This is a genomic window from Rhizobium sp. FKY42, assembly GCF_005222835.1.
Lineage (GTDB): Bacteria > Pseudomonadota > Alphaproteobacteria > Rhizobiales > Rhizobiaceae > Neorhizobium.
In genome coordinates, this window is sequence record NZ_STGA01000028.1 from 122901 (window position 1) to 145160 (window position 22260).

The window sequence follows — 22260 nt, forward strand, 5'->3', positions numbered from 1 at the left end:
AGCGAACTGTCGGAACCCCTTCTCAAGGCATTCCACTGACAGTTCCTCGACTGGGATGGTTCGCAGCATCGGCTGCTGTCATGCGGCGTATATAAGGACCGCTTTTTCCGACTGCAAGGCAGGAAAGTCACTGGTCTTGCGCAAAAAAATGCGGAATTCGCAGCAGATCAAGCCTCGCGCAAGGGCGCTTGCGCCCACTGAAGGGCGACGGGAAGCGCGATCTGGGATAAAGGGGCCTCTACTGGCCCATGATGATGTCGAAGAGTGTCGAATCGCGCGGCTGTCCGCGACGACTGCTTCCCCCCACATCCCCCGGCGGAACAGGCCCTTCCAGCACTGCATCGGGGGGTGCCCGGCCCTCGAGAACGGAATCCGGCGCAACGCGATCGTCATAGGGTCCGCGATATTGTCGATAGTCCTGATAGCCTCGATTGGGCACATCGGCCGGAGGCACCATCTGCCCGCCATCGCGTGCCCGGTAATCGGGAACGGTTCCCGGCGGATAGTTCGGTTGAACCGCCTGCTGGCGTCGGTCCACAGCGGCTGGATCACGCTGGGAAGGCGCCCGTTGAGCAGGTTCGCGCATTGCAGGTTCCCGTGTCACGGGCTGCTGCGGTTGTACCGGATATCCTTGCTGGACTGGGGGCGGCGCTGCCGGATAGCTTGCCTGGCCCTGCACTGGGATATCCTCTGGCGGCGCATCGGGTGCGGGCGGGAAATCATCGCGCGATACAGCACCGGGAAGAACACCGGAAATGATATCGCTCAAAGTTGTCTGCGGCTCCGGCTTGGCTGGCTGGATGCCAACGCCAAAGAGAGGCGTCGGCTTGTAGCCCTCAAGCGCTGCCGTCATGTAGGTCTTCCAGGCGCGCGCGGGCAATCCACCGCCGGTCACCTTCTTCATCGGCGTCCCATCGTCGTTTCCGAACCAGATGCCCGTCGTCATGGTGCTTGTGAAGCCTACGAAGATAGCGTCACGAAACGATTGCGTCGTACCGGATTTGCCGGCCGCCTGCCATTTGGAGAGTTGCGCCGCGCGACCCGTTCCTTCCGTCATCACGCGGTTCAGCATGCCGTTCAGATTGGCCACGACCTGTTCGCTCAGCACACGCGGCGGATTGGAGTAGTCTGCCTCATAGAGAACCTTGCCGCTCGTATCGGTGATGCGGCTCACCAGATGGGGTGTTGCCTTCATGCCCCCGTTCATGAAGGCCGCGTAGGAGGAAGTCAGTTCCACCAGTGAGACTTCCGACGTTCCAAGCGCGATGGACGCGTTTTCCTGCAGATCGGAATCGATGCCCAGCCGGTGCGCGACCGAAATCACATTCTTCGGACCGACCTGCATCACGAGTTGGGCTGCAATGGTGTTCAGCGAGTGAGCGAGTGCGGTCGAGAGAGTGACCTGACCACGATATTTCTGGTCATAGTTTTCAGGCGTCCAGTTGCCGATCCTGACCGGCCCATCATTCATAAGGGTGTCGGGCCTGTAACCGGCTTCCAGGGCCGCGGCATAGACAAAGGGCTTGAAGGCAGATCCCGGCTGGCGCTTGGCCTTGGCCGCGCGATTGAACTGGCTATCGGTATAATCGCGGCCGCCGACCACGGCGCGGATTGCCCCGGTGGCATCTACCGATACCAGGGCCGCCTGGGATGCGTTGACCTTGCGGCCTTCCTTGTCCAGCGCGGAGGTCAGTGCGGCTTCCGCCTGCTTTTCCAGCCGCATGTCCAAGGTCGTTTGAACGTTGATGTCCGTCTTCACGTCACCGATGAGCGCCTTGACCTCGTCGATCACCATGTCGGCGGCGTAATGCTCGGCCCCGGACCAGTAGGAACGCGCCTTTGCTGGCGGCTGCGACATGGCGGTCTTGGCTTCCTCAGCGGTTACGTAACCTTCCTCCCGCATGGCACCCAATACGACTTGCGCCCGCTCTTCGGCCGCTTTCGGATCGCGTGCAGGCGAAAGACGGCTCGGAGCCTTCAGAAGACCTGCAAGCGTGGCGGCTTCCGCAAGGTTCACGTCACGCGCCGACTTGTTGAAATAACGCTGGGACGCGGCCTCCACGCCATAGGCGTTCGAACCGAAATACATGCGGTTCAGGTACATGGCCAGGATTTGATCCTTGGTGAACTTGTGCTCCAGCCAGAAGGAGAGCAGCACCTCCTGTACCTTGCGCTCGAATGTCCGCTCCGGCGATAGAAACAGGTTCTTTGCCAATTGCTGGGTCAGAGTCGAACCACCCTGAAGGCTGCGACCCGTCAGATTGTTGAGGAAGGCACGCGCAAGACCAAGAGGATCGACGCCGAAATGGTAGTAGAAGCGGCGGTCTTCGATGGCCATGACGGCTTGGGGCAGATAGGGCGACATCTCCTCAAGCGCAATCGCCTCGCCTCCCGTCGTACCGCGATTGGCGACGAGAGTTCCGTCCAGAGCGGTGATCTTCACATTGGGAGGACGGTCGGGGATCGACCAGGTGCTCGCACTCGGCATTTGAGCAGCGAAATAGATAACCACCCCGCCGACCGCGATACCGGCCCATATCCCCAGAACGATGCACCAATACAGCAGGGAGCGGATCGCACCAAAGAAGCCACCGCTGCGACTTGCGCGGGCGGATCGCTTCGTCCTTGCCGGTTTCGATGCGCGTCGGGCTCGAGGCTCCAGGTCCTCCTCCTCGCCATCATCATCGTCATCGATGTCTTCGACGGGAATACGCTTCGACTTACGGGATGAGTGACCGACAATCCGCTCTCCTGCGCCAAGACGCAGTTCGCCCGGATCATTATTCTGAGCGGCGCCAAACGATGGCTCGACGCGTTCGCGCGGTCTCTTGCCCGATGCCATATCTCCTGGCCATGCTCCCGGTTGTTGGTGGTCCATTGCGGCGGCGTTGGGCCAAAGGAAACGATGCAAGGGATCGTTGCGCCGCAGACCCGCCATCACTTGCCGCCTTGCAAGCTAAATGCGGCGATTTAAGGGGGCGTTAAAGCCAATTTCAATCTGCGAACCCATGGGGTTCGCTCAGAAGGTTGCGGAAACCTCTGCAGGCACAACCAATTGCATGCTTAAAGTGCATAAAGGGCTGAACCAAAATAAATCCTGCAAGGTGTATGCATCTGGTGCAGCATAATTATGAGCCAATGCTAAATCACCTAAAAAGAATGCTATTTGCCTTCGAAACGACAACAAATACATATAACCGTCACTTAATCACAATGTTGCGTTTCTTCCGGCCTGATGACAATTTGCGCACTGGCGCCATCCCGTATCGTGAAGAGCTTGTGGTTGAATGATCTGACGGCGTCTCGGGAGAAGACTGCCAGGCACGGATGGAGGTTCAGTTGCATTCCAAACAGATACGACGACCTGTCGGCCCCGCGCAATTAACCCTGCTGCAGCAAGTTTTTGACACTGCCTGCCAGCAGTACCAGATCAGCAAGGACAGCCCGGACGGTGAGGCCTTGGCACTCATTCTCGTCAATTCCCTACAGAAGGGAATGGACGAGAAGGAAGCACTGGCTGCGCTGGCAGAGGCCATGGCTCAAAGCCGATAACCCGCACTTTCCTAAGGGTTGAAATTTTGCCCCGCTGCGTCAGACCCAACCCATACCCGGAACAGTGGCCGATCCACAAAGCTTCCAATGAGAACAGGTCGCAAGGAACCTATCACGGACTTGGTAGTTAACCGGCGTCTTTTGAGGTTGATGAACAAGGAGATCGCGTCATGATCGAAGCCGGAAGAGAAGGGTCGCTTGAAGCACGTGGCCAGCGCATTGCCAGCGAGGCCGACGACGCCCTGCGTGCCGAATTGTCTGCCTTGCGCCAGGAGATGGATAGCATTCGCGCATCGCTGGGTAACTTTGGCGCCGGGGCTTATGATACGGTCAAGGAAAAGGCGAGCGACGCGGCCCACTACGTCCAAGAAGAAGCCACATCCGTTGCGGGCGTCATTCGCGAGCATCCAGCAACGGCCGGAACCCTTCTGACCATCGTCGGCGGCTTGTTCTTCGCGCTGGGCTATCTTGCCGGCTCGAATTCCTTCGAACAAAAGCAGGCATGGTATCGCCGCTATTACAACTGATCCCCGACTGCCTTCGGCGGCTGGCACACATCGACCCAGATGGCGGAGGTCAACTCCGCCATTCTTTGTGGAGAGATCTTCACAGCCGCGTTGATAGCACCCGCCGCTGGTACGACGATATCAAACTTCCGCAAGGATTCGTCGCAGTAGATCTGAAGAGGTTCGGCAACGCCGAAGGGGCAGACGCCACCGACGGGATGACTGGTTCTTGCGACAACTTCTTCTGCTTCCAGCATTCGCGGTTTTGCGCCGAACCGATCCCGGAACTTGCGATTATCCAGCCTGCTCATGCCCGATGCGACCAGCAAGACCACATCGTCGCCTGCCCTCAGGCAAATGGTCTTCGCAATCTGATCGGGGTCCACGCCATGGGCTTCAGCAGCCAGAGCCACCGTAGCGGAACTGGCTTCGGTCTCGACAACCGAGATTTCAGGAGCGTGGGCGGCGAAAAAATCTTTGACGGATTGCAGGCTCATGGCGTTACGCTACCCAGAATAGGGCCGGCGCGCAAGGCAAGCAAGGCATGCAAAAATTGCAATGCTGCACTGCGAAATGTTGACTGTTTTTTAAGCTATTCTGTATTATCTTGAGGTCATCGGCAAACGCACTCCTCCTCCCAGTGTTTGCCGACGGGACCAACAACACTTCCTCCTCCCAGTTGTTGGTCAGTATCTGAAGCCCGGCGTATCCTCCTCCCACGCCGGGCTTCTTCCATTTTTAAGCGGGAGTTGTGATATTCCGTCAGCCTTGACACAGGCGGCGTGGCGAGGCTAACTCCCTGACATCGATATTTGTTTGACAAGCGGCACTACAGCGCTGACTGCGCTTACGACGACCTTTCCTTCAAATACGACCTTCCACGTTTCGCGCCCTCGGGCACGGAACAAAGTCAACGTTGCGAAAGAAAGGACTTCGTAATGGCTACTGGTACTGTAAAGTGGTTCAATGCAACCAAGGGCTTCGGCTTCATCCAGCCTGACGACGGCGCTGCCGACGTTTTCGTTCACATCTCTGCTGTTGAGCGCGCTGGTATGGCCGGCCTCAAGGACGGCCAGAAGATCGCTTACGAACTGGTCACCGACCGTCGTTCGGGCCGCGTTTCGGCTGACAGCCTGCAGGCTGCCTGATAGCTTTATCCGACACTTCGGATTTGTTTTTGAATGGCGCCCTTGCAATCGCGGGGCGCCATTCCCATTTCAGGATCAAGTGGCATGACGACGCGATCTTCCGCCAGCCTCACGGCTGCGTTGCCTTTCGAAGGTTTACGGTTTTGTTAACCGAACGTTAACCTTCTTGAGAGACCATGAAGATACTAAAGCGCTGATTTTGGTCGGCGCCGTCGGAATGCCGGACCTGTTTTGCGAGCTGACCACGGATGTACTGGCAGGGTGAAACAGGCAGATAAAAGGTCGGGTTCGTCCCGGCCTTTTTGTTTTTGAACCGTTCAGGTTTTTGAAGACTGCGCTCGGGAAGAACGCAGTCTTCGTTTTCTCTCTGGATCAAAGAGCCGCCAAGATCCGTACCCAGGAGCGAATGCCCTTGTGGAAGGAATTGAGATCGTATTTCTCGTTTGGCGAATGAATTCGGTCATCAATCAGGCCGAAGCCAACCAGCAGGGAATCCATTCCGAGATAGGTCTGGAAGTCGCCCACGATCGGGATCGAGCCCCCCATCCCGACGATAACGGCAGGTTTCGGCCATTCATCCGACAGCGCTGCCTTGGCCTTGGTCAGCACCGGCGAATCGTAGGAGAGTTGGATGGCAGGCGAGGCACCATGCTCATGGAACTCAACCGAGCAGTCCGCCGGAATTTGTGATCGGATATAGGCGCGGAAGCTCTCGCGGATCTTGTCCGGGTCCTGCTCGCCCACCAGCCGGAAGGAAATCTTGGCGGAAGCCTTGGCGGCGATGACCGTCTTGAAGCCTTCGCCTGTATAGCCACCCCAGATGCCGTTCACCTCGCAGGTCGGACGCGCCCAGGTCAATTCCAGCACGGAACGGCCCTTTTCGCCGGACGGCTCGGACAGACCCACTTCGCCGAGGAAGCTCTTGGCATCGCGACCGAGCGTTCCCCAGCTTGCCTTGATGTTTTCCGGCGTTTCTTCCACACCATCATAAAAGCCGGGAAGTGTAATGCGGCCCGTCTCATCCCGAAGGCCGGCCAGCGCCGTCGTCAGAATGTGGATGGGGTTGGCGGCCGCTCCGCCAAACAGGCCGGAGTGCAAATCACGATCGGCCGCATGGACGGTGACTTCCTCACCCACCAGTCCGCGCAGTGTTGCCGCGATGGCAGGCGTATCCGCATCCCACATGCCGGTGTCGCAGACGAGCGCGAATTCCGCCTTCAGCTCTTCAGCATTCGCCTCGAGGAAAGGCTTGAGCGACGGCGAGCCGGATTCCTCTTCCCCCTCGAACAGAATGGTGATCTTCACCGGCAGCGAGCCCACTGTCTCCTTATAGGCGCGGCAGGCCTCCACGAAGGTCAGCAACTGCCCCTTGTCGTCAGAGGTGCCACGACCCGTAATGATCTTGCGGCCGTCCAGTTCCTTGATGGCTGGCGCAAAGGGATCATTTTCCCAAAGCTCCAGCGGATCAACGGGCTGCACATCATAGTGGCCGTAAAACAGCACATGCGGCGCATCGGCGCGCCCTGCATCATGATGCGCAACCACCATGGGATGGCCGGGCGTATCGCGAACCGATGCCGTAAAGCCAAGTTCGGTCAGTGTCGTTACCAGCCATTCGGCAGCCCGGCGGCAATCGGCCTTGTAGGCCGGATCGGTGGAGATGGAGGGAATGCGCACCAGCTCGAAAAGGCGCTGAAGGCTGTTGTCGAGATTCGTGTCGGCCCGTCGAAGAACAGGATTGAGATCGGTCATGGAGATCAGCTCTTCCTAATTTGCGAGAGCCAGACGTTAGACCATCGGTCCGAAAAGTGGAAACCGGTTTTCGGAAAATCCGATGCTGAATTGGGAACCGGGATCGTCGCGTCGAAGCCGTTTCTCGTTCACAGACCAAGGCCGGATGGTCCAATGATTTTCAGGAGCGGCCCGGCTCACGCCCTTCGTCAAGCATCCGGGCATTGGCAATCGCCATCCTCATATATTCCATCAGCAGCTCACGTTCAAAACGACGAAACCCTTGAAAGACGGTGTCATCAGCATGGGCCGCTGCGTCGAGGGCCAGTTGCTCCAGCGAACGGCCATGTTCGCTCAGGAGAATGATCTGCGCTCGCCGGTCCGTCGGATGGGGCGTCTTCACGATCAAACCATCGCGCTCCATGCGTGCCAGCGTATTGGCGAGCGTTGCCTGCTCTACCTCCAGCCGATCGAGCAGCTGGCGCTGTGTCAGTCCGTCCTCATGCCAGAGCGCCAGAAGAACCGGAAACTGCCCCGGAGAAAAGCCCAGTGCCGCTGCCCGCTTTTGCAGCGCACGAGAGAGTCCCTTGGCCAGCTGGCTGGCCAGGTAGAGCGCTGAATCTGAACGTTCAAATGCCATGACAAGTGTTCCGAGCGGCCGCCTTCGGGAAACCCGAGCCATCGAATGCCGGATAGCAACGCGCGCAAGTCCGGCTGATTCGAAGATCAGGGTTGCATAGCAGAGTATGCTTTTTCGCGTGTTTTGAAAGAGGAGGCCTTGAAAATGAAAACCGCCACGACCGGGGAGGGGGACGGTCGTGGCGGAATGGAGGGACAAAGGCCCGGAGAGGGGGATGAGCCTTTGCCCGGCCTGCCGCGGCGGGGGACGAGCCAGCGGTCAGGCTGCGGCGTGATCAATCGCCGGTACGATTGAGATGGTTTTCGTATCGGGCAGATTCAAGGCGAGCTTCGATTACAAAGAGGTAACGTTCCGGTGAGAGATCTTTGAGCGGCCGTGTTTGCGCCAGAAAAGGCCTGCCGTTATTGGGACATAACTCCCCAAAAGCAATGCCAGCATTATGGTTAGGTCCACTAACGTGCTGTCCTGCTTTGTGGTGACCACGACCACAAAACTTGCCACCAGTATGCCACTCAAAAGATGCCGTTCAAGCTCTTTCAACCAGGACCTGTATCGGGCTTCGCTGGCCGGAAAATAGGAATCAAGCCCGACGCTCGCAAACATGAACACCGGCACCGTGAGAATCTTGAAGAAAAGGAGCCAGGCCGGATCTTTGTGAAAATAGCCGAGAACGCCCAGCAAGGCCGCAAGCCCGATGGATATCAGATACACCGTTGTTAAGCGAGTTTCCGGCACAGCCAGCCTCCAAATTGTAGCATCTACTATTTTCAGTATGGAAAGCAGCATACACACAACCTATGTTACTCGCTACTCGGATTTTAGGGACTAGGAGGCGGCTTGCGATGGACCTTTTGCCGCTACCGCGCTATCCATCCATGCATGAAAAAAGGCGATCATCTTTTCCTTGTCGACGGCTCCGGTTTCATCTTCCGTGCCTTCCATGCTCTGCCCGCGCTGACCCGCAAGACCGATGGTCTGCCTGTGGGTGCCGTTTCCGGTTTCTGCAACATGTTGTGGAAGCTGTTGACCAATGCGCGCGATACGAATGTGGGTGTCACGCCGACGCATTTTGCCGTCATCTTCGACTATTCCTCGAAGACCTTCCGCAAGGATCTCTACGACGCCTACAAGGCCAATCGTTCCGCACCGCCGGAAGAGCTGGTGCCGCAGTTCGGGCTGATCCGTCAGGCCACGCGCGCCTTCAATCTGCCTTGCATCGAGACGGAAGGTTTCGAGGCTGATGATATCATCGCAACCTATGCCCGAGCAGCCGAAGCGATCGGCGCTGATGTCACCATCATTTCCTCCGACAAGGACCTGATGCAGCTCGTCACGCCCAACGTGCATATGTACGACGCGATGAAGGACAAGCAGATCGGCATCCCTGATGTCATCGAGAAATGGGGTGTGCCGCCTGAAAAGATGATCGATCTACAGGCCATGGTCGGCGATTCTGTCGATAACGTGCCGGGCATTCCGGGCATCGGCCCGAAGACCGCCGCGCAGCTTCTGGAAGAGTTTGGCGACCTCGATACGCTTCTCGCCCGCGCTTCGGAAATCAAGCAGGTCAAGCGGCGAGAGAACATCATCGCCAATGCCGATCTCGCCCGTCTGTCCCGCCAGTTGGTGGCGCTGCGCACCGATGTGCCGCTGGAGCTGGGACTGGATGCGCTGATGCTGGAACCGCAGGATGGGCCAAAGCTCATCGGCTTCCTGAAGGCGATGGAATTCGGCACCCTCACCCGCCGTGTCGCCGACGCCTGCGACTGTGATGCGGTGGCCATCGAACCGGCAGAGGTTCTGGTGGAATGGGGGCAGACGGCCCATGGGCCGGATCTTGATCCGGGCACCTCCCAGAAACAGGATCCTGAGACGCCGCAAGCAGCCACCCCCGCGAAATCCGCCCCTCCGCAATCCGCTGATGGTGCCCGCGCCGTGGATGTCGCGGCACAACGGCATGAGGCGTTTTCGAGCCACAAAATCGATCACGCATCCTATGTGACGATCCGCACGGTCGAGAGCCTGAAGCAGTGGATCGCCGCTGCCCGTGAAACTGGCATCGTGGCCTTCGATACCGAAACGACGTCGCTTGATCCCATGCAGGCCGAGCTGGTGGGCGTTTCGCTCGCGGTTCAGGACAATACAAAGCAGCCAAACTCCACGGATATTCGCGCCGCCTATATGCCACTCGCCCATAAAGCGGGCGCGGATGATCTGTTCAGCGATGGCGTGAAGCTTGTTGAAAATCAGGTTCCCATGGCAGAGGCGCTGGCGCTGCTGAAGGAGCTGCTGGAAGATCCTTCAGTCCTCAAGGTCGCGCAGAACCTCAAATATGATTACCTCGTCATGAAACGCCACGGCATCAGCATGCAGGGCTTCGATGACACCATGCTGCTCTCCTATGTGCTGGAAGCCGGTGCCGGCACTCACGGCATGGATGCGCTGTCGGAGCGCTGGCTGGGCCACACACCCATCGCCTACAAGGATGTGGCGGGCAGCGGCAAATCCGCCGTGACTTTCGATTATGTCGATATCGACAAGGCAACTGCCTATGCAGCCGAAGATGCCGATGTCACGCTGCGGCTCTGGCTGGTGCTGAAGCCACGTCTGGCAGCCGCAGGCCTCACCCGCGTTTATGAGCGTCTGGAGCGCCCGCTTGTGCCGGTTCTGGCGCATATGGAAGAGCGCGGCATCACCATCGACCGGCAGATTCTCTCGCGCCTTTCCGGCGAACTGGCCCAGAAGGCCGCCAGCTTCGAAGACGAGATCTATGAGCTGGCGGGTGAGCGTTTCAACATCGGCTCGCCGAAACAGCTGGGCGATATTCTGTTCGGCAAGATGAACCTGCCGGGCGGCTCCAAAACCAAGACTGGCCAATGGTCCACCTCCGCACAGGTGCTGGAAGATCTCGCGGCGCAAGGCGAGCCGCTGCCGCGCAAGATTGTCGATTGGCGCCAGCTCACCAAGCTGAAAAGCACCTATACGGATGCCCTGCCCTCCTACGTTCATCCGCAGACTAAGCGGGTGCACACGTCCTATTCGCTGGCCTCCACCACCACGGGCCGTCTTTCCTCATCCGAGCCGAACCTGCAGAACATTCCGGTGCGCAACGCCGAAGGCCGCAAGATCCGCACCGCCTTTATCTCGACACCGGGTCATAGGCTGCTGTCTGCTGATTACAGCCAGATCGAACTGCGCGTGCTTGCCCATGTGGCCGATATTCCGCAGCTGCGACAGGCCTTTGCCGATGGCATCGATATTCATGCCATGACGGCATCGGAAATGTTCGGTGTTCCGGTAGAAGGCATGCCGTCAGAGGTTCGCCGCCGCGCCAAGGCCATCAACTTCGGCATCATTTACGGCATCTCGGCCTTCGGCCTTGCCAATCAGCTGTCCATTGAGCGCTCGGAAGCAGGCGAATACATCAAGAAGTATTTCGAGCGCTTCCCCGGCATCCGCGATTATATGGAAAGCACCAAGGCCTTTGCGCGCGATAATGGTTATGTGGAAACCATTTTCGGTCGCCGCGCCCATTATCCGGAGATCAAGTCCTCCAATCCTTCCGTGCGGGCCTTCAACGAACGCGCTGCGATCAATGCGCCCATTCAAGGGTCAGCGGCAGATGTCATCCGCCGCGCCATGGTGCAGATCGAGCCGGCACTTGCTAAATCTGGTTTGGGCGAGAAGGTGCGGATGCTGCTTCAGGTCCACGATGAATTGATTTTCGAAGTAGAAGACGAGGCGGTGGATACGGCCATGCCGGTCATCGTTGATACAATGGAAAACGCCGCCATGCCGGCACTGGAACTCAAGGTTCCCTTGAAGGTGGATGCGCGGGCAGCGTCAAACTGGGACGAAGCGCACTGATCGAACGGGATCAGTGCGATTGCGAGTAGAGGCTCTCAATGGTAATACCCAGCAGGCGGTGCGCATAGTCGCGGGCGGCCTCACGGGTCTGATCAGAAACGCCGAGTTCGTTGCAGCGCTGGTCCACCGTCTCGACGATGAGTCCCGCCATGCCGCGCGCGGCTTCCGTATCCGCGTTCTCGGACGTGTCCATCGCCATTGCCAAGGCCGACATCGACACGATTTCCAGCACCACAATGCGTGCTTCGAGGGCGGAAACGCGATCAAGGCCCGCCTCGGCCTTGATGTGTTTCATCGATCGAAGTTCGTCCATTCCTGTTCTCCCTGCCTTGGCGCTACCGGCTCCTTTCGCCGGTGATCCGGGAGAAACTCATTTCCGCCGCAGTCGTTCCCGATCCGCCGACAATCCGCACGGCGAACATCGTTTCAGGCAATCCGGTTGCCGTTTCGCCACACTGCGCGGCTGACGGGCACGCCGTGCTGGCGGTGAACCCGCACCAGATCGGCCTTCGCACCTTCGGCGATGCGACCGCGATCCGAAAGTCCCACAGCATCCGCTGGTGTTCTCGTAACCATGGCAATCGCGCGCGGCAGATCGAGACCTTCTACGGTATCGGCCAGAATGAAAGGCGCATGCAGCAGGCTGAAGGGCACATAATCGGAGGAGAGAACATCCAGCAGGCCGAGTTCCGCCAGATCACGGGCGGCAATATTGCCGGAGTGCGATTTGCCCCGCACCACATTGGGTGCGCCCATGAGAACGCTGAGACCGGCCTGATGCGAGGCCTGTGCCGCCTCAATACTGGTTGGAAACTCCGCGACGCGCACACCATGGCCCAGCGCCTCATCTACATGGGCAAGCGTTGCATCATCATGGCTCGCCACAACGATACCATTTGCGGCGCAGCGTTCAGCAAGTGCATCACGATGCTTGGCCGAATAGAGAGCGGAGGCTTCCATCCGGCGTTGTGTGAAGGCGCGGAAGGTTTCGTCATCAAGACCGCGCTTCTTCTGATAGAAGAAAATATACTGATCCAGCGTCTGGAACTGCCGTTGTCCCGGCGCATGATCCATCAGCGAGGCAAGGCGCACATTGGTGTCGCCTTCGAAATCCGAAAACTGATCCAGCACGTCCGGGCACGGCACTTCGCAGCGCAAATGCAGGAAATGCTCTGCTCTCAGCCGACCCTCGTTCTGCGCCTGTTCGATGACATTGGCGAGATCCCGCATCTCACCGCGTGCAAAGCCGCCCGCTTCGTCAGATCCCAAACGCAGGCAATCGAAGACCGTGGTGATACCGGAGGTGGCAATCTGCGCATCATGCGCCTGCAAGGCGGCAGTCAGGTCCCATTTCACCCCCGGTCGCGGGGCATAATGGGTTTCGAGATGATCGGTATGCAGCTCCACAAGACCGGGAATGAGGTAATCGCCCTCGAAATCCTCGCCGGTTCGTGTCGCGGTCTCGCTGATGTCTGCGATTCGGCCATCCCGGACAACAACTGCGCCGTGCACAACCTGGTCCGGCAGAACGATCCTTGCATGGGTGAAGACGTGTTCGCGGCTCATGAGCGATCTCCCGTACCACGCAAAGCTGCGTGGCGAAGAATAGTGAAGGAAGCTCCCCGTTCGGGCTCCTCAAACAGGCCGAGATCCTCGATCGACAGAGGCTTACCCAGATGGTCGGCAAAGACCGCCTGCAGGATCTCCCGCACCCTTGACTTATGGTCATCCTCGACAGGCCCGGTCAACGTCATGTGAAAACGAAACTCCTCGAATACATAAGGATAGCCCCACCGCTCCAGGAGTTCCCGCTGGCGCGCACTCAGCCTGTCCGGCTTGCGCCGTGCCATGTCATCGGCAGAAAGCGGAGCGCGCCAGGGCTCGAACGCTTCCACGACCTGATCGCACAGGTGATTGATTCCTTCGCTTCCGCCGCCACAGGTCAGCGCGAAAAAGGGTCCTATTTCCGTCAGTTCCAGCCTCGGAATCAATGTTGGCGGCTGACGATTGCAGAATTCTTCGAAGAACACTTCCAGTGGCCCTTGCGTCTTGCCGGAGACCAGCGCGAAGGGTGCTTTCAACGTCGCATGGAATCCGTAACGGGCCGGCTCCGCCGTCAAGAGCCTATGGTCCTCGGCGGGCAGTCCGGCCGTATTCGCGCCGGTTCCAAGCGTTCCAAACGCACTGCGTCCCAACCAGGCGCTGGCGGCCTGTGTGAGGGCATGGTCTGCGGGTGGAGTGAAGTAGATGGCATAACGCATGCGGGGTCTTGACCTGTTCCGGCGGATCGACAATCAGCTCTACAAACAGGATGTTTATGACATTTCTGATGTGGTCCCATGCAACTTATGTTGCGGGCTGAAATGAAAATCCAATCGCCTTTGCAACCAAAACGGTTTCTTCTGCATTCTAGCGGAAACAGAAGGAGAATGACGATGGATGTGGAAATCCTGATGGCGACCTTCATGGCAGTTTTCGCAGCAAGCGGTGTGCTCACTGCCTACTGGTACGCCAAGTAAGAATCTAGTCGCAATCCCCGGAAGCGGTGCTGATGCGTGCAAGATCCGCCGCCCTTCCCCTCCGGATTATCCCCTGATCCGGATGGCAAGCGGCCCCGCCGAGCAATCGCGGGGCCGCTTTCATGTGATCAGTAATTAATGCGCGCCGGACATATCGCCCAGAACATCCTTGGACGCGACGGTGGAATCGGCATTCAGCTTGTAGACCATCGGCACGCCGGTCGCGAGGTTGAGCTTCAGGATCTTTTCCTTGGACAGACGATCGAGAACCATCACCAGCGAGCGCAGCGAATTGCCGTGCGCGGCCACCAGAACCGTCTGGCCCTTCAGCACGCGCGGCAGGATCTCCGTCAGGTAATAGGGCCAGACGCGAGCGCCGGTGTCGCGCAGCGATTCGCCACCCGGAGGCGGAATGTCGTAGGAACGACGCCAGATGTGAACCTGCTCCTCGCCCCACTTGGCGCGCGCGTCATCCTTGTTGAGGCCGGAAAGATCGCCATAATCACGCTCGTTGAGGGCTAGATCGCGGATCGTCTCGAGACCGCTTTGCCCCACCTGCTCCAGAACGATGCGGCAGGTTTCCTGCGCACGCCTCAGTTCAGAGGTAAAGGCGATATCAAACTTGATGCCCGTCTCGGCCAGTGCCTGACCGCCTGCGGTGGCTTCCTGCACGCCAAGCTCGGTCAGTTCCGGGTCTTTCCAGCCGGTGAACAGGTTCTTCAGGTTCCAGTCGCTCTGTCCGTGACGGACGAGCACGAGAGTTCCGCTCATGAATTCCTCCAGATATAAAGGTGATCAGCTGTTGAGCCCGAGTACATCGAGCATGGTATAGAAACCCGGCTTTTGCGGATGCGCCCACAGGGCTGCGGCCACGGCACCACGGGCAAAAATCGAGCGGTCTCCGGCACTGTGCGAGAGCGTCACGATCTCACCCTCGCCTGCGAAAAGAACCGAATGTTCGCCGATGACCGAGCCGCCGCGTAGCGTGGCAAAGCCGATGGAGCCCGCTTCACGCGCACCGGTATGACCGTCGCGCACGCGAACGGAATGCTCTTTCAAGGCAATTCCGCGACCCTTGGCAGCCGCTTCGCCCAGCAGAAGGGCGGTGCCGGAAGGCGCGTCCACCTTGTGCTTGTGGTGCATTTCCAGCACTTCGATGTCCCAGCCTGCCGCGGGCAGCGCGCGCGCCGCCTGCTCTGCCAGAACACCCAGCAGGTTCACGCCGAGGCTCATATTGCCGGATTTGACGATACGGGCATGGCGCGCTGCCGCCTGAAATCTCTCCTCATCAGCTTCAGAACACCCTGTCGTGCCGATCACATGGACGATGCGGGCCTGGGCAGCGAGACCGGCGAAAGAAACACTGGCTGCGGGAGAGGTGAAATCCAGAACGCCATCCGCATGCAGGAAGGCCTCGAGCGGGTCGGATGTCACCGGCACGCCAATGAAACCGGCACCGGCCATTTCGCCCGCATCCTTGCCAATGAAGGGTGAGCCTTCGCGCTCGATGGCCGCATGAAGTTTAGCGCCTTTCGTTTCCTGAATGATGCGGATCAGGGTCTGGCCCATGCGCCCTGCGGCGCCGACGACCACCAGCTTCATGTCATGCTCGCTCATTGGAAAGTCTGTTCTCCATTCAGGATCTGATCAGTTCGGCGACTGAAGATTGTTGAGGCGAGCGTAAAGCCCGTCCTGACGGCGTGCAAGCTCCTCGTGGCTGCCTTCCTCGACAACGCGGCCTTCGGCCATCACAACGATCTTGTCGGCCTTCACAACGGTTGAGAGCCGATGGGCGACCACCACGACGGTTCGCCCATTCATCGCCGTTTCCAGCGCCTTCTGCACAGCCGCTTCCGATTCATTGTCGAGTGCCGATGTGGCTTCGTCGAGCAGAAGAATAGGGGCATTGCGCACCAGCGCACGGGCGATCGAAAGCCGCTGGCGCTGCCCTCCGGAGAGCGTCACGCCGTTTTCGCCGACGGGCGTGTCATAGCCTTGCGGCTGCGCCAGGATGAAATCATGCGCATAGGCAAGCTTGGCCGCCTCTTCCACTTCCCCGTCCGTCGCCTCCGGGCGTCCATAGCGGATGTTGTCGCGGATCGTGCCTTCGAAAAGATAGGGCTGCTGCGAGACATAGGCGATATGACGGCGAAGCGATGTCTTGGTGACTTTTGCGATGTCCTGCCCGTCGATCAGGATCGACCCTTCCGCCGGATCATAGAAACGGGGAATGAGCGCAATGATCGTCGATTTTCCGGCACCGGATGGACCCACCAGAGCGGTTGTCTTGCCGCCCTCGGCGGTGATGCTCACACCACGCAGCACCGGTTCGGTGGACCCGTAGCGGAATACGACATCGCGCAGCTCGACGGCCGCGGCAGTAATCACGAGATCCTTGGCATCCGTATGCTCCCGCTGCATCGGCTGGAGATCGAGAAGGTCATAGATCATGCGCGCATTGACAACGGCGCGTTCGATATTGACCTGCAGTTTCGCAAGGCGACGCGCCGGGTCATAGGCCATCAGAAGCGCGGTCACGAAGGAGAAGAAGGCGCCCGGCGGCACGTCATTGTAGATCGAGCGGAAGGCTGCATAGGCCAGAACGCTGGAGATCGCTACGCCGGCGAAGGTTTCCGTCAGGGGCGCCGTGCGTTCCGAGAGACGGGCGATCCGGTTGGCGCGGTTTTCCGCCGAGCCAATGATGGAATTGACCTTGCGGCTCAGTTCCTGCTCCATCGTAAACGCCTTGACGATGGAAATGCCCTGGATGGTCTCCTGCATGGCGCCGACAACATGGCTGTTGAACTCGACAGACTCGCGGGTCGCGCTGCGCAGACGCTTCGAAACATAGCGCAACGCATACAGAAGTGGCGGAGCGACGAAGAAGACGATGAGCGAGAGGATCCAGTCCTTGCTGATCATCACGCCGATCAAGGCAATCAGCGTCAGCAGATCGCGCGAGGTGGAGGTGATCGTCAGGTTCATGACGTCGCGGATACCGTTGACGTTCTGGCTGATCTGCGCTGCCAAATGGGCCGAACGGGATTCGTTGTAGAAACCGACAGACAGCTTCATCAAATGGTCGTAAAGGCGGCGCTGATAGACGGCGACGATGTTGTTGCCGATCTTTGAAAGCGTCACCGCTTCAAAATAGGAGGCGAAGCCGCGAATGAGAAAGGCAACGAAGATCGAGCCGCAGATAAGCAGAACGAGATCGGCGCGCTTGTTGGCGAAGGCCTCGTTGACCACAGACTCCATGATCCAGGCCGTAAAGGCCGTGGACAGCGCGACGAGCACAAGACAGCTGATGGCGAAAGCATAGCCCTTGACGTGCTCGCGCCCGTTTTCGGCAATAATGCGCTTCAACATGCTGGTGACTGTGCCGGCATCGACGCGGGACGCGGCCAGTCTGTCTTTTTCGCTTTGCTCCAACAGCAATGTCCCATTTGACGAGGCGGCGAAATTGCCAAACTCACGCCGGTCTTAGCCAGTCCGTGCCTGTTTTGCTAGCACACCATTGCGTGTCAGCCGTGCTGTTGCTGCAAGGTGTTCCCGCCTTGCAACAGAAAGCACAGAGCGGGTATCGCCTGCTTTAGCCTCTCCAACGCCGACCTTTGGTGTTCAGGCCGAATTCATCCGGCATGCGGGCAAAGGCTGCAAGTCCGGAGAGAGCAGCCTGCGGATGCGTGACTACGAAGGTTGGAATCTGGCGCATCAGGCCGTTGTGCGGCGCCTTGTCCTCGAAGGCGGTGCGGAACTCCGGCCAGCGGAAGGCTGGAATGATCTTCTGGCTGATACCGCCCGCCAGATAGACGCCGCCCTTTGCCATCATGATCAGCGCCAGATCGCCCGCATAGCGACCGATATAGGTGACGAACAGCGACAGCGTTTCGGTGGCCTGCGCGTCGGACTTCGCAAGGCCGTGCGAAGTGATATCCGCCGGATCGGTGAACTTCGGCTCTATGCCATCCGCCGTGCAGAGCGCCCGGTAAAGATTGACGAGACCACGACCACACAAGATCTGCTCCGCAGCCACACGACCTTCGATCCGCTCGATATGCGGGAAGATCTGCAGGTCGCGCTCGCTGCGAGGGCCGAGATCCACATGGCCGCCTTCGGCCGGGATGGGAAACCACATATCGCGGGCGCGCAGCAGGCCTGCAACACCCAGACCCGTTCCGGGACCCATGACGACGCGAGAGGCAATCTGTGCCTCGTGCGCAGGCCCGATCGGCTCGCGATAATCCGGCGTCAAGGTCGCCGCGGCCAAGGCCTGCGCCTCGAAATCGTTGATGACAAGCACATCCTTGAAACCGAGGTCGGCGATCATGGTCTTTGGCCGCACCACCCAGTCGCAATTGGTCAGCGCGATCTCATCGCCTTCGATCGGACCGGCAATCGCCAGAATCGCAGAGCGCGGCTTCTGATTCGCATTCGGCAAGATTTCACGGGCGAGCGCATCATCAATGTTGGCGAAGTCTGCCGTGCGCACATTGGGAAACTGCTGCGGCTCTGTTTTCGCGTCCGACAGGATCCAAAAGCGGGCATTGGTACCACCGATGTCGCCGATCAGGATCGGGAAGGCCAGAGTTTCGCTCTCGGATGCGTTTGCCATCAGAAAATCCGTATCAGGTCAGTTGAAAATCGATCAGCTTTTCAGCCGTTGCGCGGTTCAGCGCCATGGGAATGTCGTAGACGGTCGCCAGGCGCGTCAGCGCCTTCACGTCAACATCATGCGGCAGCGGCGTCAATGGATCGGTGAAAAAGATCAGCATGCTGACTTCTCCGGTCGCGATCATCGCACCGATCTGCTGGTCACCGCCCAGTGGTCCGCTTTTCAGGCGCGTTACGTCCAGCGTCGGGCACGCCTCCAGCACGCGTCCGCCGGTGGTGCCCGTCGCTACAATGCGAAATCGGGAGAGAGCGACCTGATGCCGCCGGGCAAACTCCGCCATCTCGGCCTTTTTCTGGTCATGCGCAATCAGCGCGATACAGGGTCTGTCAGACATTAGACCGCCTCCCATTCGTCAGAGCGCACGGGTTCCTCCCATGCCCACTGGCTGTATCTATACCGAACCACCGGGACATGGGAAGGATTTAAACCGATTATAATCAGGGTTTGGCGCGCGGTGAAGGTGCGCTATCGGGCAGATCAGGCATGTCGTCATCACCCATGGGTGCAAGCGCCGATGCAGGTGCCGCCTGCGGACGGGTTCCTGCCACCGCATTACGGTTGGCGGGCGCGTTCAGTACCACGGCGCATTCCTTCGGCAGATCGGATAGCATCATGGGGCGCGGCGGCTTGGGCGGCGGGGCGTTCGGGTCCTTCTTCGGCTTGGCCCAGGGCTCATCGGTAAACCACCAGGCGAGAGACTTGTCGCAGCCATCACCCGCGGCGACCGCTGCCTGCGGCTTGCAGCTTGCCACCCCTGCCGGGCAGGACAGACGAATATGGAAGTGCTCGTCATGACCGTAGGCCGGACGCACCTTGCCGAGATTGCTGCGGTCTCCGGTCCAGCTGTCGCAAAGCTTCTTCTTGATCGCCGGATTGACGAATATGCGCTCCACCTGCGGATAGCTTGCCGCCGTCATCACCAGTTTTGCTGCAGTGGAGGTGAATTTGCGGCTGTCGGTGGTCAGAAACTTCGACTTGTCGAGCATGGAGGTGAAAGGAATTGTTTCCCGCTGTTCCGGCGTCAGGCGTTTCTCCGGCATGGGCGTGAACCACACATCGACATCCAGCCCCAACTGATGGGAAGCGTGGCCGAAGGGCATTGGTCCGCCGCGCGGCTGAGACATGTCGCCCACCAGAATCCCCTTGCCCCAGCCAAGACGAACCGCATCGTCGGCCAGTTGCTTCAGCGTCGCAACAGTCTGCGGCATGCCCCAGTGACGATTGCGGGAAAGGCGCATGGCCTGCCAGTTCGGCCCGTCATCTGGAAGCGCCACGGCACCGGCCACGCAGCCCTTGGCATAGGAGCCGATCGGCGTCGGCACCCCCGCGCTTGGCAGGGTCACGGCACCAAAGGCCTGTTTGGCGGGTTGATCCGCCATGGCCGCCGGGATCGATAGAGAAAGCGAAAGCACGCCCAGCAAGCCAGCTTTCAGAACGGTCGTCATTGAAGTCATGCGCAGGGAACCTGAGTTTTATCGGCCAGCAGATCAAGCCGTACCGTTTCGTTTCTAAACTGATTTGCCCGTTTGGTGAATCATTGACGCATAAACCGGGGCCGATTGAGGGCAAAGCCTTCGGCAGTAAACCGATGGTGAGGCAAGAAGACTGTTATTTGGACATAATTGCCCTATGCTTCATCGACATAACAAGAATGAAAGGGGCAGCCCGAATGAATTTGGCGCAGTTTCGAAATGGGGCGCTGGCGCTCGCAGTGCTGGCAATGATGGCGTCTCCGGCCGATCTCCATGCCCAGGACCAGCCTCAGTGGCGTCACGCGATCGGCGTTCTCGAGCCGCCAAAACTGCCCGCGGATTTCAAGCGCCTGCCCTATGTGAACCCGGATGCGCCGAAGCAGGGGGAACTGAGGCTTGCCGATGAAGGCACCTATGACAGCTTCAATCCACTGGCCGACAAAGGCAATCCGGCAGCGGGTGTCGGGATCGTCTTCGATACGCTTTTGAAGCAGTCGGAAGACGAGATCGGCGTGAGCTACGGCCTGCTGGCGGAGGCCCTGTCATTTCCCGAGGACCGCTCGTCGGTGACATTCCGTCTACGCCCAGAAGCAAAATGGGCCGATGGAAAACCGGTGACGCCGGATGATGTGGTGTTCAGCTTCCAGAGCGCCAAGGCCAACAGCAATGTTCTGGCGAACTACTACCGTCATGTAACAAGCGCGGAAAAAACCGGCGAGCGGGAAGTGACCTTCCGCTTCGACGAGAAGAACAACAAGGAATTGCCCGCTATCGTCGGGGATTTTCCGATTCTGCCCAAGCATTGGTATGAAGGCAAGGATGCCAAGGGCTTCGCGCGCGATATCTCCAAAGGAAGTCTGGAGCCGCCCATGGGGTCTGGCCCCTACAAGATCGCCAGCTTCCAGGCCGGCTCCACAATCCGGTACGAATTGCGTGACGACTATTGGGGCAAGGATCTGCCGATCAATATCGGCCAGAACAATTTCCGGGTAATTTCCTACACCTATTTCGCCGATTACGATGTGGCCTTGGAAGCCTTCCGCGCCGGGCAGATCGATTATCGGCAGGAAAACAGTTCCAGCCGCTGGGCAACACGATATGATTTCGATGCGGTCAAGGATGGGCGTGTAAAGCGTGAGGCGCTGAAGAACGAGTTTCGCGCCAAGGGCGTCATGCAGGCCTATGTGCCGAACCTGCGCCGCGACCAGTTCAAGGATGCGCGCGTCCGCGAGGCGCTGAACTATGCCTATGACTTCGAGGACCTGAATAAGAATTTGGCTTTTGGTGGCCTGAACCGTGTGGACAGTTTCTTCTGGGGAACGGATCTGGCCGCCAAGGGACTTCCGCAAGGCAAGGAACTGGAGATCCTCACCGGCCTGAAAGACAAGATTCCGGCCCGTGTCTTCACCGAGCCCTACACCAATCCGGTCAATGGCGATCCGCAAAAGGTGCGGGATAACCTGCGCAAGGCAGTCGAACTCTTCAAGCAGGCAGGCTGGGAGCTTAAGGGCAACCGGATGGTCAATACCAAGACCGGTCAACAGATGAGCTTCGAGATACTGCTGAACAGCCCGTCCATGGAACGGACGGTTCTTCCCTATGTGGCAAGCCTGAAGAAGATTGGTATCGATGCGCGCATTCGCACCGTGGATTCGTCGCAATATGTCAATCGCGTCCGCAGCTTCGACTTCGACATGGTCTTCGGCGTCTGGGCGCAGACCATGAACCCCGGCAACGAGCAGGCCGGATATTGGGGTTCGGAAGCCGCAAACCAGACCGGTTCGCGCAATCTTGCCGGCATTGCAGACCCGGCCATCGACCGGATTATCCGGCTCATCATCACTGCGCCAACACGCGAGGATCAGGTTGCCGCGGTCCATGCGCTCGATCGCGTGCTGCTGGCGAACCACTTCGTCATCCCGATGTTCTATTCCGGTGAAACGCGCATTGCCTATTGGAGCAAGCTCGTCCGCCCCGATCCTTTGCCCGAATACGGCATCGGATTCCCGACCCTCTGGTGGGCGAAGTAAACTTCAGCGGCGCAAGCCCGGTTCAAGCTGCTTGCGCCATTCTCGCCATAGAGTCCATCTAGTCGGATGTGCTGATTCGACATGCCACCAGCGGGAGATGCTGCATTTTGACCAGGAATG

At 59.0% G+C, this 22260-nt stretch carries 20 protein-coding genes; 6 read left to right on the top strand and 14 right to left on the bottom strand.

Going from position 1 to position 22260, the window contains the following annotated elements:
- Positions 1 to 238 precede the first annotated feature (238 nt).
- Positions 239 to 2842, bottom strand: a complete 2604-nt coding sequence (locus tag E8M78_RS10080; RefSeq protein ID WP_137135061.1) for a transglycosylase domain-containing protein — start codon at positions 2840 to 2842, stop codon at positions 239 to 241.
- Positions 2843 to 3339: 497 nt separating this feature from the next.
- Here E8M78_RS10080 and E8M78_RS10085 point away from each other — a divergent pair, with 497 nt between their 5' ends.
- Both E8M78_RS10085 and E8M78_RS10090 read left to right on the top strand, forming a co-directional pair.
- Positions 3340 to 3552: a hypothetical protein gene (locus E8M78_RS10085; RefSeq protein ID WP_137134937.1), complete on the top strand. Its 213-nt coding sequence runs from the start codon at positions 3340 to 3342 to the stop codon at positions 3550 to 3552.
- Positions 3553 to 3722: 170 nt separating this feature from the next.
- On the top strand, positions 3723 to 4079 hold the full coding sequence (locus E8M78_RS10090; RefSeq protein WP_137134938.1) for a hypothetical protein: 357 nt from the start codon (positions 3723 to 3725) through the stop codon (positions 4077 to 4079).
- On the opposite strand, the gene E8M78_RS10095 is transcribed toward E8M78_RS10090, so the two are convergent.
- Entirely contained in the window at positions 4070 to 4555 is a 486-nt protein-coding gene (locus E8M78_RS10095; RefSeq protein ID WP_137134939.1) for a YbaK/EbsC family protein, read from the bottom strand. The two genes, E8M78_RS10090 and E8M78_RS10095, sit on opposite strands and share 10 nt — an antisense overlap.
- A gap of 441 nt (positions 4556 to 4996) precedes the next feature.
- Between E8M78_RS10095 and E8M78_RS10100 the strand changes: the two genes are divergently transcribed.
- The gene (locus E8M78_RS10100; RefSeq protein WP_062555021.1) at positions 4997 to 5206 is read left to right on the top strand and encodes a cold-shock protein; all 210 of its coding nucleotides are present in this window, start codon (positions 4997 to 4999) and stop codon (positions 5204 to 5206) included.
- 372 nt (positions 5207 to 5578) lie between these two features.
- On the opposite strand, the gene E8M78_RS10105 is transcribed toward E8M78_RS10100, so the two are convergent.
- Positions 5579 to 6958, bottom strand: coding sequence for a dipeptidase (locus E8M78_RS10105; RefSeq protein WP_137134940.1), 1380 nt, complete (start codon positions 6956 to 6958; stop codon positions 5579 to 5581).
- Between the two features lie 160 nt (positions 6959 to 7118).
- Complete coding sequence (locus tag E8M78_RS10110) at positions 7119 to 7577, bottom strand: MarR family transcriptional regulator (RefSeq protein WP_137134941.1); 459 nt, start codon at positions 7575 to 7577, stop codon at positions 7119 to 7121.
- Positions 7578 to 7721: 144 nt separating this feature from the next.
- Here E8M78_RS10110 and E8M78_RS23275 point away from each other — a divergent pair, with 144 nt between their 5' ends.
- Entirely contained in the window at positions 7722 to 7871 is a 150-nt protein-coding gene (locus E8M78_RS23275) for a hypothetical protein (protein ID WP_170973386.1), read from the top strand.
- Positions 7872 to 7910: 39 nt separating this feature from the next.
- Here E8M78_RS23275 and E8M78_RS10115 read toward each other — a convergent pair whose 3' ends face one another.
- Complete coding sequence (locus E8M78_RS10115) at positions 7911 to 8363, bottom strand: hypothetical protein (RefSeq protein ID WP_137134942.1); 453 nt, start codon at positions 8361 to 8363, stop codon at positions 7911 to 7913.
- Positions 8364 to 8456: 93 nt separating this feature from the next.
- Between E8M78_RS10115 and polA the strand changes: the two genes are divergently transcribed.
- Complete coding sequence (gene polA / locus E8M78_RS10120) at positions 8457 to 11444, top strand: DNA polymerase I (RefSeq protein ID WP_137134943.1); 2988 nt, start codon at positions 8457 to 8459, stop codon at positions 11442 to 11444.
- Between the two features lie 10 nt (positions 11445 to 11454).
- Here polA and E8M78_RS10125 read toward each other — a convergent pair whose 3' ends face one another.
- The 9 genes from E8M78_RS10125 to mepA form a co-directional block, all read right to left on the bottom strand.
- Positions 11455 to 11757, bottom strand: coding sequence for a hypothetical protein (locus tag E8M78_RS10125; protein ID WP_137134944.1), 303 nt, complete (start codon positions 11755 to 11757; stop codon positions 11455 to 11457).
- 113 nt (positions 11758 to 11870) lie between these two features.
- Complete coding sequence (locus tag E8M78_RS10130) at positions 11871 to 13010, bottom strand: alpha-D-ribose 1-methylphosphonate 5-triphosphate diphosphatase (protein WP_137134945.1); 1140 nt, start codon at positions 13008 to 13010, stop codon at positions 11871 to 11873.
- Positions 13007 to 13705 (bottom strand): DUF1045 domain-containing protein, encoded by a 699-nt coding sequence (locus E8M78_RS10135; protein WP_137134946.1) that lies wholly within the window; start codon positions 13703 to 13705, stop codon positions 13007 to 13009. The genes E8M78_RS10130 and E8M78_RS10135 overlap by 4 nt, the downstream gene beginning before the upstream one ends.
- A gap of 393 nt (positions 13706 to 14098) precedes the next feature.
- Complete coding sequence (locus tag E8M78_RS10140; RefSeq protein ID WP_137134947.1) at positions 14099 to 14734, bottom strand: 2,3-bisphosphoglycerate-dependent phosphoglycerate mutase; 636 nt, start codon at positions 14732 to 14734, stop codon at positions 14099 to 14101.
- A 24-nt stretch (positions 14735 to 14758) separates the two neighbouring features.
- Positions 14759 to 15580, bottom strand: a complete 822-nt coding sequence (dapB, locus tag E8M78_RS10145) for a 4-hydroxy-tetrahydrodipicolinate reductase (protein ID WP_137134948.1) — start codon at positions 15578 to 15580, stop codon at positions 14759 to 14761.
- A 30-nt stretch (positions 15581 to 15610) separates the two neighbouring features.
- On the bottom strand, positions 15611 to 17332 hold the full coding sequence (locus E8M78_RS10150; protein ID WP_137135062.1) for an ABC transporter ATP-binding protein: 1722 nt from the start codon (positions 17330 to 17332) through the stop codon (positions 15611 to 15613).
- Positions 17333 to 17555: 223 nt separating this feature from the next.
- On the bottom strand, positions 17556 to 18578 hold the full coding sequence (locus tag E8M78_RS10155) for a glucokinase (RefSeq protein ID WP_137134949.1): 1023 nt from the start codon (positions 18576 to 18578) through the stop codon (positions 17556 to 17558).
- Between the two features lie 13 nt (positions 18579 to 18591).
- Positions 18592 to 18972, bottom strand: a complete 381-nt coding sequence (locus E8M78_RS10160; RefSeq protein WP_137134950.1) for a methylglyoxal synthase — start codon at positions 18970 to 18972, stop codon at positions 18592 to 18594.
- 103 nt (positions 18973 to 19075) lie between these two features.
- Entirely contained in the window at positions 19076 to 20017 is a 942-nt protein-coding gene (mepA, locus tag E8M78_RS10165; protein WP_246658295.1) for a penicillin-insensitive murein endopeptidase, read from the bottom strand.
- 290 nt (positions 20018 to 20307) lie between these two features.
- Here mepA and E8M78_RS10170 point away from each other — a divergent pair, with 290 nt between their 5' ends.
- A complete protein-coding gene (locus tag E8M78_RS10170) occupies positions 20308 to 22140 on the top strand; it encodes an extracellular solute-binding protein (RefSeq protein ID WP_137134952.1) in 1833 nt (610 codons plus the stop codon).
- Positions 22141 to 22260 lie beyond the last annotated feature (120 nt).

Excerpts from the sequence above, each read along its gene's own strand:
- E8M78_RS10110 (WP_137134941.1), bottom strand. The coding sequence starts at position 7,577 with ATGGCATTTGAACGTTCAGATTCAGCGCTCTACCTGGCCAGCCAGCTG.
- E8M78_RS10150 (WP_137135062.1), bottom strand. The coding sequence starts at position 17,332 with ATGTTGAAGCGCATTATTGCCGAAAACGGGCGCGAGCACGTCAAGGGC.
- E8M78_RS10170 (WP_137134952.1), top strand. The coding sequence starts at position 20,308 with ATGAATTTGGCGCAGTTTCGAAATGGGGCGCTGGCGCTCGCAGTGCTG.
- E8M78_RS10090 (WP_137134938.1), top strand. The coding sequence starts at position 3,723 with ATGATCGAAGCCGGAAGAGAAGGGTCGCTTGAAGCACGTGGCCAGCGC.
- E8M78_RS10115 (WP_137134942.1), bottom strand. The coding sequence starts at position 8,363 with ATGCTGCTTTCCATACTGAAAATAGTAGATGCTACAATTTGGAGGCTG.
- mepA (WP_246658295.1), bottom strand. The coding sequence starts at position 20,017 with ATGGCGGATCAACCCGCCAAACAGGCCTTTGGTGCCGTGACCCTGCCA.
- E8M78_RS10135 (WP_137134946.1), bottom strand. The coding sequence starts at position 13,705 with ATGCGTTATGCCATCTACTTCACTCCACCCGCAGACCATGCCCTCACA.
- E8M78_RS10160 (WP_137134950.1), bottom strand. The coding sequence starts at position 18,972 with ATGTCTGACAGACCCTGTATCGCGCTGATTGCGCATGACCAGAAAAAG.
- E8M78_RS10105 (WP_137134940.1), bottom strand. The coding sequence starts at position 6,958 with ATGACCGATCTCAATCCTGTTCTTCGACGGGCCGACACGAATCTCGAC.
- dapB (WP_137134948.1), bottom strand. The coding sequence starts at position 15,580 with ATGAGCGAGCATGACATGAAGCTGGTGGTCGTCGGCGCCGCAGGGCGC.
- E8M78_RS10125 (WP_137134944.1), bottom strand. The coding sequence starts at position 11,757 with ATGGACGAACTTCGATCGATGAAACACATCAAGGCCGAGGCGGGCCTT.
- E8M78_RS10095 (WP_137134939.1), bottom strand. The coding sequence starts at position 4,555 with ATGAGCCTGCAATCCGTCAAAGATTTTTTCGCCGCCCACGCTCCTGAA.
- E8M78_RS10100 (WP_062555021.1), top strand. The coding sequence starts at position 4,997 with ATGGCTACTGGTACTGTAAAGTGGTTCAATGCAACCAAGGGCTTCGGC.
- E8M78_RS10080 (WP_137135061.1), bottom strand. The coding sequence starts at position 2,842 with ATGGCATCGGGCAAGAGACCGCGCGAACGCGTCGAGCCATCGTTTGGC.
- E8M78_RS10140 (WP_137134947.1), bottom strand. The coding sequence starts at position 14,734 with ATGAGCGGAACTCTCGTGCTCGTCCGTCACGGACAGAGCGACTGGAAC.
- E8M78_RS10155 (WP_137134949.1), bottom strand. The coding sequence starts at position 18,578 with ATGGCAAACGCATCCGAGAGCGAAACTCTGGCCTTCCCGATCCTGATC.
- E8M78_RS10130 (WP_137134945.1), bottom strand. The coding sequence starts at position 13,010 with ATGAGCCGCGAACACGTCTTCACCCATGCAAGGATCGTTCTGCCGGAC.
- polA (WP_137134943.1), top strand. The coding sequence starts at position 8,457 with ATGAAAAAAGGCGATCATCTTTTCCTTGTCGACGGCTCCGGTTTCATC.
- E8M78_RS23275 (WP_170973386.1), top strand. The coding sequence starts at position 7,722 with ATGAAAACCGCCACGACCGGGGAGGGGGACGGTCGTGGCGGAATGGAG.